8 protein-coding genes are annotated in these 13,294 nt (G+C 41.4%); 7 read left to right on the forward strand and 1 reads right to left on the reverse strand.

Annotated features, from left to right (window positions below):
* Window positions 1-774 precede the first annotated feature (774 nt).
* The 3 genes from VK664_RS08640 (at window position 775) to VK664_RS08650 (ending at window position 8,165) form a co-directional block, all read left to right on the forward strand.
* Window positions 775-1,779, forward strand: coding sequence for a methylenetetrahydrofolate reductase (locus tag VK664_RS08640; RefSeq protein WP_461398241.1), 1,005 nt, complete (start codon window positions 775-777; stop codon window positions 1,777-1,779).
* Between the two features lie 611 nt (window positions 1,780-2,390).
* Window positions 2,391-5,024 (forward strand): TonB-dependent receptor plug domain-containing protein, encoded by a 2,634-nt coding sequence (locus VK664_RS08645; protein WP_461398242.1) that lies wholly within the window; start codon window positions 2,391-2,393, stop codon window positions 5,022-5,024.
* A gap of 507 nt (window positions 5,025-5,531) precedes the next feature.
* A complete protein-coding gene (locus VK664_RS08650; RefSeq protein ID WP_461398243.1) occupies window positions 5,532-8,165 on the forward strand; it encodes a TonB-dependent receptor plug domain-containing protein in 2,634 nt (877 codons plus the stop codon).
* Here VK664_RS08650 and VK664_RS08655 read toward each other — a convergent pair.
* Window positions 8,144-8,347, reverse strand: a complete 204-nt coding sequence (locus tag VK664_RS08655; protein ID WP_461398244.1) for a hypothetical protein — start codon at window positions 8,345-8,347, stop codon at window positions 8,144-8,146. The genes VK664_RS08650 and VK664_RS08655 overlap by 22 nt on opposite strands.
* A 330-nt stretch (window positions 8,348-8,677) precedes the next feature.
* Between VK664_RS08655 and VK664_RS08660 the strand changes: the two genes are divergently transcribed.
* The 4 genes from VK664_RS08660 to VK664_RS08675 all read left to right on the forward strand — a co-directional run bounded on the left by VK664_RS08660 (window position 8,678) and on the right by VK664_RS08675 (window position 13,286).
* Entirely contained in the window at window positions 8,678-8,830 is a 153-nt protein-coding gene (locus tag VK664_RS08660) for a hypothetical protein (protein WP_461398245.1), read from the forward strand.
* A 134-nt stretch (window positions 8,831-8,964) separates the two neighbouring features.
* On the forward strand, window positions 8,965-9,777 hold the full coding sequence (locus tag VK664_RS08665) for a hypothetical protein (protein WP_461398246.1): 813 nt from the start codon (window positions 8,965-8,967) through the stop codon (window positions 9,775-9,777).
* 148 nt (window positions 9,778-9,925) lie between these two features.
* Window positions 9,926-12,295, forward strand: coding sequence for an arylsulfatase (locus VK664_RS08670; protein ID WP_461398247.1), 2,370 nt, complete (start codon window positions 9,926-9,928; stop codon window positions 12,293-12,295).
* 214 nt (window positions 12,296-12,509) lie between these two features.
* Window positions 12,510-13,286 (forward strand): hypothetical protein, encoded by a 777-nt coding sequence (locus tag VK664_RS08675; protein WP_461398248.1) that lies wholly within the window; start codon window positions 12,510-12,512, stop codon window positions 13,284-13,286.
* Window positions 13,287-13,294: the final 8 nt, after the last annotated feature.

Consider the following 13,294-nt stretch of genomic DNA (forward strand, 5'->3'; position numbering starts at 1 on the left):
TCTGTTTTCTCTTTTCTTTATCTGTAATGAACCACACCGCCTTCAATTCCCCGGCAACCTGATAACTGGAGCTTACCATTGATACGAGCAGATAATAAAGAATGGCTGATCATCTGATTGCAACGTTAAAGCGTTTCAAGGCTACAAACCGCGCTGGTTGCAGTTTCACTAGTTACAGTTTTACCACTATAGTTGAAGGTGAGCGCTGCAGACAAATGAAGATCCTGAACTTTAGCCCATTGATTTATTCTAATCAAAGTGATTGGCGCTATGGATGATGCTTTGATGATACCGGCAATGAAGCCAACTAGAAAACCAGCAATGGAGGAATAGTAAGAAATGTTATGACTGGTCGCCTATCACCCAAATGGATGAGAGAGTTGGGAGCGGGATGGTGCCTTTGAGCGGCCTTCGTACTCCCGTACGTACGGGAGTACGAAGGCCGCACGTGCGGGACCAACTGCAACTACCACTGGAAGCATACCTCACAAAGCTAAGCATGGCACAAAAAGCTGACCGGAGACAATAGTAGCCACCGGCATAAAGAATCCCGCCAAATGCGGGACGGGACACAGACGCGAAAAGGCACCATCCTGCTCCCAACGGAGCGAAGGAATGAAACAGAACTGTTGCATCACAGCGCTGATCAAGAGTACAGACCAACTATTACTTCGCAGGTCCAGAAAGCTTAACGCTTGATTTTAGACATTTACTGACGTATTTTTGTAATTATAGAGGCTTTTGAATCGAGAAGCCCTGAAGCAAAAACATCATATGCTAAGAGACAAGATATTGAATAAAGAAACCGGTTTGATCTTTTATAGCCTGACGCCGCCCAAAATCAATACTGAATTTGAAAAAGTGAAAGAGATTGCGAAAAAGCAAGTCGACAGGCTTAAGGACTTAAGTATCGACGGGCTGCTATTATATGATATCCAGGATGAATCCTCCAGAACAGAAAAAGAAAGAACTTTTGCCTTCTCGCCGACCATTACTCCGGAACATTACAGCCGTGAATACCTGGCGGATCTTAATGCACCGAAAATTATTTATAAAAGCATAGGCAACTTAACCAAAGACCAGTTTGTTGACTGGGCAAAGTCTAACCAGGATCTCGAATTTGCTGTTTTTGTTGGTGCTTCTTCAAATCAGCAATTGCTGGCGACAAACTTCTCATTAAACGATGCTTATGAAACAAAGAATAATCATTTAGCATCATTATTGGTTGGTGGCGTAACCATCCCGGAGCGACATACCAAAAAAAGAGACGAACACTTAAGACTGTTCAACAAGGCAGATAAAGGTTGCAGCTTTTTTGTTTCCCAGTGTGTATACAGTATCAATGATACTAAAGATCTTATGTCTGATTTCTACTTCTCCGCAATGGAAACCGGAAAGGAGTTATCCCCCATAATCTTTACCCTTGCTCCCTGTGGATCGCTGAAAACATTGCAGTTTATGGAATGGCTTGGAATTGAAGTTCCCAAATGGCTATACAATGACCTGAAGCATTCGAAAAATATATTGACGGCATCAGTACATACCTGTAAGAATATCGCTATGGAAATAATGGAGTATGCCTCCATCAAAAAAATTCCGATTGGATTTAATATTGAAAGTGTATCTATAAAGAAAGATGAAATTGAAGCTGCCAATGAGTTACTCATTGATGTTTTGAGATTATCAAAGACTTACCTGCAAGACAACAATCAAATCGTTAAGCCAATTCATAGTGCAAAATCAGGTATTATTACAGCCGACAGCGAAGTAAATCAGTAGTTGTCGGGATTATTGCATCGGTTTATAAATCCTCAGAAAATCCGGAATCCGGGTGATGCCAGAAACATACAATTGTTGCTGCTAATGTATTCCATGGAAAAGTCATTTCAGTTAAAGACATGTCTATCGTTAATTTTTTTTCTTCCCTTAATCCTCTTAGATTTGAAAAGTCAGTAGCATCTCAGCCGATAGGTGATCATCCACTATCTTTTTCAGCCAGACATATCTATTCATCTATCGACAGGGTTTAAATGAAATCAAAGGCCATAATTTACCAGGGTAGCCCGATACATTAATATTGTGTTCCTCATTCTGTTGACCACCTCTTCTACGAAGCCGGGAGTAGGTTTTATTGGCCAACAGCAGATAATACCTGGTGAATAGTTTAAGAGGTCAAATTTATTTAAGACCATTTATACAGCAACCAGGACTGCTGTTTACATTCCGGATTGTTGTATAGTTGAGTTAAATAATGTAATCGCTTGAAGAGTCATTCATTTTCAACCAGGTATTGCTAAGTGTGCAATGGGTTGATACCACCAGGCAAATGAGCTGTTTAAAAATGACTCCTTATGAATTTCTATCGTTGGATTATTATAACTGTCTTATTAATGGCTACTCTATCAGCCGGCGCCCAGACCGTTACTTTAACGGCTAAAGATGTTTCACTCAGGGATATTTTTACAATAATCAAAAAACAAACAGGAATATTATTCTTTTATGATGCTGCATTGTTAGATGACACAAAGCCGGTGACGATTGAACTGAAAAACGCAACTCTCGAAACTGCACTTAACGAAATATTCAAGGGGCAAGGCCTCAGTTGGATTTTGGAAGATAAGACGGTGACGATCCTTAAATATCTATCACAACATTCCGGGCCGGTTGAAAACCTATCGGTGCAACACCCGCCCGGATATTTAAAAGGTATCATTACAGACGAAGTTGGAAACCCAGTCAGTGGTGTCAGTGTGCTGATTAAAGGAACTAAAATAGGTACAGCATCGGACGAAGCTGGCAAATTTACAATTGCGGCTAAACAAAACAACACGCTTGTATTTTCATCCATCAGCTATAGCAGTAAAGAAGTGAGGGTGACCAGGGGAGATATGAATATTGTCATGCAACTGGATCTGAAACCGATGGAAGCCTTGTTGGTCGGGGGCAATATGAATGCTATCAAACGTAGGGCAGATGTAACTTCAGTAACGGTGCTGGATTCAAAAACATTGGAAAAAATTCCCGCAAATACATTGGACCAGGTGTTTCGCGGATGGGTGCCGGGAGCAAATAATTTTAATGTGGGTCCTGAGCCGGAAGGACGTCCCGCCTTAAGCATCAGGGGTGCCGCGGGGCCTGTTCCACTTGCAGCTATTGCCGTTTATGTAGATGGTATTGAATACGCAGGCGGATCTTTATACCTGTCTCAGCTAGATAAAACTAATATAGACCGCATCGAAATTGTAAAGGGGCCAGGAGCCGCAACCCTCTATGGAACGGGCAGCAATGGTGGAATTATACAAATTTTTACGAAGAAACCTAAAGCCGGCCAAACTTCAGTGAACGTTTCTACTGCTGCGGGTTTCTATAAAAGCAAATGGGTAGAACCCGACGCTTTTCAACAAATGCATACACTGGAGACAAGTACCGGCTTTAAAAATGCGAGCCTGACGGTTGGAGGATCCTACCGAACTATTGATGCCTATTTGCCTGAGGGTGGAGAAAAAAACAAAGGCTTCTACTCAAGTGCGAAATTGAACTTTGGAAAGCTCCAGGCAAATATCAGTGGCCGTTATAATGTAAGAAATTTTCATTCTTCAAGAAATCCTATATATGACACAGCAATTCATCCAAGGACAGACATTATAATAGAGCCGCTTCCAGGCCTGAAAGTACCTGCCTATATCATTTTTAACGTGCGACCCAGACCTTCCATAAATAGAGATGGAATCACCGAGACTTATGTCACCGGCATAAACCTGTCTCATAAAACTTCTGTAAAATGGACAAATAACCTTGACGCGGGCTACACAGCTAACAATATGAAAGATGTTCCAAAAACCGATGGCCTGATTCCGCTTCAATCTTTTTATACTGCATATCAAAACAAGATAATCACACTGCGTTATTTCAATGTACTCAGGTTTCAAAACTCCGGCAATGATTTCGCAACTACAATAACCAGCGGGGCGGAGTATAAAAAATATTCATCTCTGCAAATCGTTACCAGGGCAACACTCAACGGCTCGCAACTTCCAAACAATCCGGACAATGAGAATTATGGAGGGTTCGTCCAGCTAAATCCATCTTATAAAGATGTGTATCTGACAATGGGACTTCGCTATGAAAAAAATAATTTGTTCAAGGCAACCTGGAATCCCCGCATCGGGCTCACTACTAACTTTGAAACTGCATTCTTGATTTTTAAACCCAGGATTTCATGGGGTAAAGGCATTACTGCGCCTTCCTATTTGCAAAGATTTGGCCAACCTGCAAATTCCATTTACGTGATTCTCCCAAACTCCGAACTAAAAGCGCAAAGCCAGGAGGGATTTGATTATGGGCTGGAACTGTATGATAGAAAAGGGAAATTTAAATTTGAGGCCGGTTACTACGATAATTTATTGAAGGATATGATAGCAGAAGAAGATCTTGGTTCGCTTCCCGGAAATCCGAATTTCGGGAGATTTATGTATAAGAATGTTGGCGAAGTTGCTAACCGGGGATGGGAGTTTCTGGCTGAGTTCAAACCAACACGCTTTAATATCAGGGCAACTTTTTCGATTATGAATTCAACGCTCGCTGATACAACAGGAATTTATTACTTTGACCGCTATAAGGATAAGCCTCCGGGTACAAGATTAGGTGGTTTACCGAGGCATACTGCAGGTCTCTTGATCGACTACCAATTTTATAAATTATTTGGAAGGAATGATAAAGGTTTGATTTCATTAAATGCTACTGAGCTAGGCGGCATCAAATATTTCGATGGCAGAAATTATTTTGTGGAAGTCGCATATGGACGAGCAATATATGAGCCCGGAAGATCCTCTTTCGATACTGAGAGCAAACCAGTCTTTCGTGTTGGTCTTTATGTTGAATATAATATAGTCAGTGATCTACGCTTTTTTATACTTGGTTCAAATATCCTGAATGATAATAAGGCGGAGGTTTCTACTGAATACTCTACGCATGGGGCCACGTGGCTATTTGGATTAAAATATCAATTTTTGAACAAAAATTAAGCTTTACCCGCTGGATTTTCAAAACACCCAGGCGACGCAATCACTGTAGTATGATTTTTTTCTTTCCCTGAATCGCCTTAGTTTTGAATCGTTAGTAGCATCTCAGCCGATTGGTGATCATCCGCCATCCTCTCCGTTTTAAATATTTTATCTCATCTATCGACAGGGTTTAATCGTATCAAGGCCATCTTCTACCGGGGATAGCCCATACATCTGTCTTGTGCTCTCTTTATTTTGACCAATCATTTATAGATCCTGCAGCATTTAATATTTGCTAAGGCCTATATCGGGTTGTCGGATATTTTATTCGTTCAAATGAATTCAAAAAGATCTGTAAAGCGAGGAATGTTGTTTACATCCTAGCTGGTGGTCTGATCAATTAAGTGCTCGGATCAGTTAAATGATTTAATTACTTGAGAGGTCATTCATTCTCAACCAAAGATTGCAAAATATGCAATGGGTTAATCTGATTACGCAAATGTTGAGCTTTCTAAAAAATGACTCTTTATGAATTTTGCGCGTTTTTTAATTACAATTGTTCTTCTACAGGCTGCTAGATCAGGAGTTGGGCAAACCGTCAATTTTACGGTTAAGGATGTTGCACTGGCCGATGTATTTACGATAATAAAAAAACAAACAGGAGTACTTTTCTTCTATGATGCCGCTTTATTACAGGATACAAAAACAGTAACGGTTGAACTAAAAAACGTACCTCTCGAGACGGCATTGAACGAGATTTTTAAAGAGCAAAATCTTAATTGGGTATTAGAAGATAAGACCGTGACGATTGTTAAAAATCCCTTTCGCTATACCAAGCCGGTCGAAGACGTATCTGCGGAAGAACTATCTGGTCATGTTAAGGGAACGATTAAAGATATAGAAGGGAATCCAATTCATGGAGTTAGCGTGCTGATTAAAGATTCCAAAATGGGTACTGTCTCGAATGAAGCCGGTAAATTTTTCATTTCGGCAGATCAAACAAATACTCTCGTATTTTCCTCAGTAAATTATATCAGTAAAGAAGTTAGGGTAGTGAAAGATAAAATGAATATTGTCCTGGAAATGGATGTCAAACCTATGGAAGTCTATTTTATCGGGGGAAATATTAATGCGATAAAACGTAAAGCAGACGCTACTTCTGTAACAATACTTGATTCCAGAAGGCTGGGAAAAATACCCGCAAATACATTGGACCAGATATTCCGGGGATGGGTTCCCGGGGTAAACAGTTTTGATATCGGACCTGAACCTGAGGGCTTTCCCACTTTAAGCATCAGGGGGGCGGCAGGACCTACGTCACTTGACATTATTTCAGTTTATGTAGATGGAATTGAATATGCCGGAGGCTCTGGATACCTGTCTCAATTGGATAAAAATAATGTTGATCGAATTGAAGTGGTAAGAGGTCCCGCTGCTGCAACTATGTATGGCACGGGCAGCAATGGTGGCATTGTTCAGATTTTTTCTAAAGCGGGAAGAACAGATGAGAGTAGTGTCAGCTTAACAACGAGCGCCGGCTTCTTTAAAAGTAAATGGGTTAAAAACGATCCGTTTCAGCAAATGCACACCCTTGAAACAACAACCGGGTTGAAAAATATCGCAATAAAAATTGGGGGAACATATAGAACTGTTGACGCCTATTTGCCAGATGGTGGAGAAAAAAATAAAGGATTCTATGCGAGTGCCAGGTTTACAAAGAGAAAATTACAGGTGAACCTGATTGGTCGTTATAATGTCAGGAACTTTAGTTTGTCAAGAAAACCATATTATGATACAGCTATCAATCACAGGGATGATATCATTATTGAACCTGTACCGGGTCTTCAGACGCCGGCTTATAAATGGTTCAATGTTCAACCTACTGCTTCCAGGAACAAAAACTCGATAACAGAAACTTATGTAAACGGTATAAACCTGACTCATAAAACCAACAGGAGCTGGACAAACAACCTTAGTGCCGGTTATACCATGAATAGTTCAATCGAAGTTCCCAATAATGAGGGAGTAAATCCTTTGCAAAGGCAATATTCATCTGAGAAATATGAAGTTATCACTATCCGGTATTCAAATGTCCTTCGCCTTTACAACGATAAAAACGGCTTTGAAACAGTTATGAACAGTGGATTAGAATATAAAAAGCAATCAGTATTGACTGCTTTCACCAGGGCAACAGCAGCCACGACGTTATTACTTGATTATCCGGCCAACGAAAATTACGGAGCTTTTGTCCAGCTAAATCCATCTTATAAAAATGTGTATTTAACAATGGGGCTGCGTTATGAACACAACAATCTTTTTAAAGCTGCGTGGAATCCAAGAATTGGACTTACCACAAACTTCGATATGAACATAGTGACTTTCAAACCAAAGATTACCTGGGGCCGCGGAATTACTGCCCCGACATATGTACAGAGATTTGGCAGGCGTTTATTTAGCCTGACTGACCCCTCAAACCCGGATCTAAAAGCACAGATTCAACAAGGATTCGACTATGGCCTGGAACTCTATGACAAAAAAGGCAAATTCAGATTAGAAACTGTGTATTACGACAATGTTATCAAAGACATGATAGGCTGGTTGAGCGGAAATTTTTATACCAATGTATGCAAGGTTGCAAACACGGGATGGGAATTTTCGGCTGAATATCAAATAAGTCGTTTTACAGTGCAGGGAACATTCACCAGCATGAATTCTATCATTCAAGACTCAACCGGTAGCAACATTTTGCCACAGCTTAAGTTAGCGCCGGGGGAGAGATTGGTCAATCTTCCAAGACATACAGCGGGTTTCAATATATCTTATAATTTTTCGAAGTTGATTGGCAGGATTGATAAGGGATCACTTTCGTTGAATATTACAGAAGTAGACGGAGTAAAGTCTTTAGATTTCAGGAACTACGCATTGGATGTATCATACGGACGCGCCCTATATGACCCTGGGAAGATTGCATACCCGGTTACATATTCACCCGTATTCAGAGTTGGTCTATATGCTGACTATTTTATCACCAATGATCTCAGGTTCTTTGTACAGGGCTCCAATATTTTGAATAACTATCAATACGACTACTCCAATGATTATCCCACTCATGGCGCCACCTGGTTATTCGGATTTAATTATCAGTTTTCGAAACAAAAATAAATCAGCTTTGCGACATCTACCGTCACTTTCTTTATTTTTCCCGTGAACTTGTTCTCTCTTTCTTTATAGTCCTTCGAAAGGTTTGTCTCATTATCCATCCCTACAGCTATTCCTTCATCTGCAGAATAAATGAAAGGTTGGCATTTAGGAATTTTTTCTTCGGCCATCTTTGCATCATCCACATATAAAATACATTTACCACCCGAACCCGGTTTGGGTGCGTCAACCGGCCAGGCAGAGATTATGTTTGTTGATTTATTGAACCAGTACTTAGATCAACTAACGATATTTCGTACATCTCCGATATGCGGTATTCATTGTGATCAGACTTTTGGTTACATGATTTTATCGAAAAATTTTATTTCCTGTCATAATCAATGAGCTATGAGTCAATTTAGAATTGCATATTTCATCTGGCATACAATTAGCAACACACTTGCTTCGATCGATTCCACTTTCCGGCTTTCCCCTTACTTAGTTCACATCTTTACAGTAATAAAAAGGTCAGCACGATGGAAAAATTTATTCGTCACTTTTTAGGTATTTCCGGAGTTGTCCCCGGAAACAAGCGCAAAGTATTTGAACAAATTTTCAAGTTTGTATTTAATCAATTCCCCATTAAACACAGCCATTCAATAAGTGTTTTTGTTGATGCCCGTGAGTGAGAAAGAAATCATGCATGGCCAAATGGCAGAAATCCAAACGTTTCAGGTAGATAACATTAATTGACACGAAGTCCAGGTAAAGTTTGTATACCAACTTCAAATACAAAAACAAAGATCAGGTGAAAATAAGATCTATGCAATCATTGGTTGTCCTTCTGGGAGTAAGTCTTGGTCCGGTAGTGTTGTTTGCACAGGAACTGGCGGTTCCGGCGGCAACCGATGCAGCAGAACTTGCTAAAAAACTAGCTAACCCCGTGGCATCACTTATTAGTATGCCTTTTCAAAATAACACCGACGTAGGTATAGGTACCTATAATGGTTCTAAAAACACCTTGAACATTCAGCCGGTTATCCCAATAAAACTTACGCCTAACCTCAACCTGATTGGACGCGTAGTTCTTCCGGTAATAACACAACATAATATCACGGCTGAAACAACAAAGGAAAGTGGCTTTAGTGATGCAGTTGTAAGCGCATTTCTTTCTCCTGCCGAACCTAAAAATGGTATTGTCTGGGGTGCAGGTCCGGCTTTCCTGGTTCCTACGGCAACCAACGATTTACTTGGATCAAAAAAGTTTGGTATTGGACCCACTGCATTGATACTAAAACAAACCCACGGGTGGACGTTTGGAGCTTTGATAAACCAGATCTGGTCTGTTGCCGGCGACGATGTACGGGCAGACGTAAGCCAGATGTTCGTACAGCCTTTTATAGTTCATAATTGGAAAAGCGGGGCCGGGGTGGGTTTGAATGCCGATATAACACAGAACTGGGAAGCAACCACCTCTTCGGTTTTTATTATCCCCTCGGTATCCGGTGTCACTAAACTGGGTAAACAAATTGTTTCAATATCGGTTGGGCCGCGAATACAGGTCGTTGCGCCGAATAATAACAAAGCTGATCTGGGAGTGAGAGCAACAGTGGTTTTTGTTTTTCCAAAAAAATAAAACAAATGTCAACTACCAGGTGAGAGCATAAGTCAAGATTAGAGCCCATAAGTTCAGATATATTTAAGGCTTTGGCCGCGGTAGATTTTTAAAAAATGCAAAACAATTTATGATGAATAAGCTGATCAAAATGAACAAAAAACCCAACATGAAAATTGTCAGAATTTTTGGCATTTTTCTGACCCTTGGTCTGGTCACGAATGCGGCGGTTGCACAGGATGCCTTGCCTTTTCCTCCTACACCTTCTGCCAGCAAAGCAGGTCTTACTATGGCGACTTCAACGTATAAGAAGCGGGTGGATCCTGTGCGACTTGCACCCGGTGCGCCAAATATTTTAATCATTCTTATGGATGATGCGGGTCCTGCTACGCCCGCTACCTATGGAGGCGAAATAAATACACCGACATTAAGCCGGGTATCGAAAAGTGGCATTTCCTACAATCGTTTTCATTCTACAGCAATGTGCTCACCGACGCGGGCATCCCTGCTTACCGGCCGTAACCATACAGTAGTAGGCAACGGACAAATTGCAGAAATAGCAAACGACTGGGATGGATTTAGCGGTACTATTCCAAAGACTTCTGCAACAGTTGCGGAAGTATTAAAAGATTATGGTTATAATACGAGTGCCTTTGGTAAGTGGCATAACACCCCTGCCGAGCAAACTACCACTAAAGGACCCTTCGACTACTGGCCGACCGGCTATGGATTTGAATATTTCTACGGCTTCCTGGCAGGCGAAGCTTCGCAATACGAGCCTAATATGGTGCGTAATACAACACCGGTAGAACATCCCCATAAAACGCAGGGCCACATCTACTATCATCTCACTGAAGACATAGCGGATGACGCAATACACTGGTTGCGTGAACAACAAGCGTTCTCCCCCGATAAACCTTTTTTTATGTATTGGGCGCCCGGCGCGGTACATGGTCCTCACCAGGTAGCAAAGGAATGGGCCGACAAATACAAAGGCAAGTTTGATGATGGATGGGATAAATATCGTGAACGCGCTTTTGCCAGGCAAAAAACCTTAGGTTGGATACCCCAGGACGCCGAGCTAACAGCCCGTGATAAAACGATGGCTTCCTGGGAAAGTATTCCTGATAATGAAAAGCCATTCCAGAGAAGACTTATGGAAGTGTATGCCGGTTTCGCAGAGCACGCAGATTACAATGCAGGTTTAATAATCGATGAGATACAAAAACAGGGCAAACTTGAGAACACCCTTATATTTTATATCTGGGGTGATAATGGCTCCTCGGCTGAAGGGCAGAATGGTACCATCAGTGAATTGCTTGCACAAAATAGTATCCCCACTACTATTGATCAGCACATTAAAACACTCAACGATCTTGGAGGCATGGATGTACTGGGCTCACCAAAAACGGACAATATGTACCATTCAGGCTGGGCCTGGGCAGGTAGTACACCTTACAGATCTACCAAGTTAGTGGCGGCCCATTTTGGCGGAACGAGGCAACCAATGGCGGTATCATGGCCAGCAAAAATCAAACAAGACAATACTCCGCGCGCTCAATTTCATCACGTAATTGATATAGTGCCTACTATTTATGAGGTTAATAAGATTACCCCGCCCCGGGTAGTCAATAGCTTTACCCAGGACCCTATTGATGGTGTCAGTATGGCTTACACTTTTGCAGATGCAAAAGCCATAGGAACACGTAAAACACAATTCTTTGATATTATGGGGAGCCGCGGTATTTATAGCGATGGCTGGTTTGCAAGCGCCTTTGGCCTTCGTAATCCCTGGGTTCCCGGTATTCCAAAAGGAGCAGCTGACTGGAATCCTGAGAATGATGTCTGGGAACTCTACAATATAGATAAAGACTGGAGCCAGGCAAAAGACCTTGCAGCGACAAATCCGGGAAAACTTGCAGAATTAAAAAATATCTTTCTCATTGAATCTGCAAAAAATAAAAACTTACCTATCGGTGGTGGTCTTTGGTCAATAATTTATCATCCTGAAGATGCACCTGCCACGCCTTATACTGCATGGACCTTCAGCGGTCCGGTTAACAGGATGCCGGAATTTACCGCACCTAAATTGGGAAAATTTGATAATAATGTTAGTATGGAAGTGACCGTACCTGATAACGCAAATGGGGTTCTTTATGCCCTGGGTGGATTCTCGGGTGGGCTTACCTGTTATATGAAGGATGGCTACTTAAACTATGAATACAACCTGTTTGAAATTACCCGGACGAAAATTAAATCGACGAATAAATTAGCTGCCGGTAAAATGACGATAGAAGTAGAATCCAGGCGCACTGCGCCAAAACCGGGCGCCCCGTTGAACATTGTGTTAAAAGTAAACGGTAAAGAAGTAGCACAGGGACAAGCTCCGATTTCCGTACCATTCGCATTTACTGCAAATGATTGCCTTGATTTTGGAAGTGACCTGGGCTCGCCCGTATCACTCGATTATTATGACAAAGCCCCTTTTGCTTTCAATGGCACATTGGGAGTCAGTAAGATTTGGTATCCTAAAAAATAAAAACAATTAACGAAAATACCACCTAATGGTCCATTTGTTATGGCGATGCGATTATACGGACCCAGGGAGGAACCAAAACAAAGCTGGTCAACTATCTGTATCGATTACGCCAAAGCTAATATGCTTCCGGTGGATTCTTCTTTGGATTGCATGAAGTGTTTCAAAATACAGTCCGAGACGCTTTGCTTTTCACACTATTATCAAATTAATTCTTATGAACTTTTTCTTTCGATTGCCGACTTATATTCTTTTTGCGATCATTTTCTCCCTGGTCATACTTGCCAATTGGTTAGGATACCGGTATAAGAAATGGGAACTTGAAAAACATCCCGGCCAGGCACGGGAAGGAATGGGTTCCATTGAAGGATCGATACTTGGTGTTATGTCTCTTTTAATGGGATTTACTTTTTCATTGGCTGTGTCAAAATTTGAAGCACGAAGACATGTGATCGTTGACGAAGCCAATATTATCGGTACAGCGATATTGCGTTGTGATCTGTATCCCGACAGCATCCGGATTCCCCTCCGAAAAGATTTCAAGGATTATGTAGAAACAAGAATCGCATACTACGAGGCCGGCAATGACGAGGAGATAATGAGTAATCAGATAGACAAATCTGAAGTCATTTCAGCAAGAATATGGAAAAGCGTAACCTTTCATTCAAGTGACCTGGATTTCAGAATCCGTTCACAACAAATGATACCCGTTATTAACGAGATGATTGATATTGTTACTACCAGGGACGCTTTGCGGATCAGCAGGGTGCCACAATTGGTTTTATGGACGCTCCTGATACTGGTGCTCACGGCAGCCTTTCTTTTAGGTTCGGACTATAAAGGCAATAAAAGAAATATTATCTTATTACTGGGGTATGCATTGGTAATGACGCTAACCCTGAATCTCATCACTGAATTAAATCACCCCCGCGAAGGGCTTATTAACCTGGATGGGGTTGAACGGAAAATGAGTAATCTCAGGAAACTTGTATAGCAACCTTT

The sequence above is a fragment of the Flavitalea sp. genome (assembly GCF_035489435.1).
Classification (GTDB): domain Bacteria; phylum Bacteroidota; class Bacteroidia; order Chitinophagales; family Chitinophagaceae; genus DATHKG01.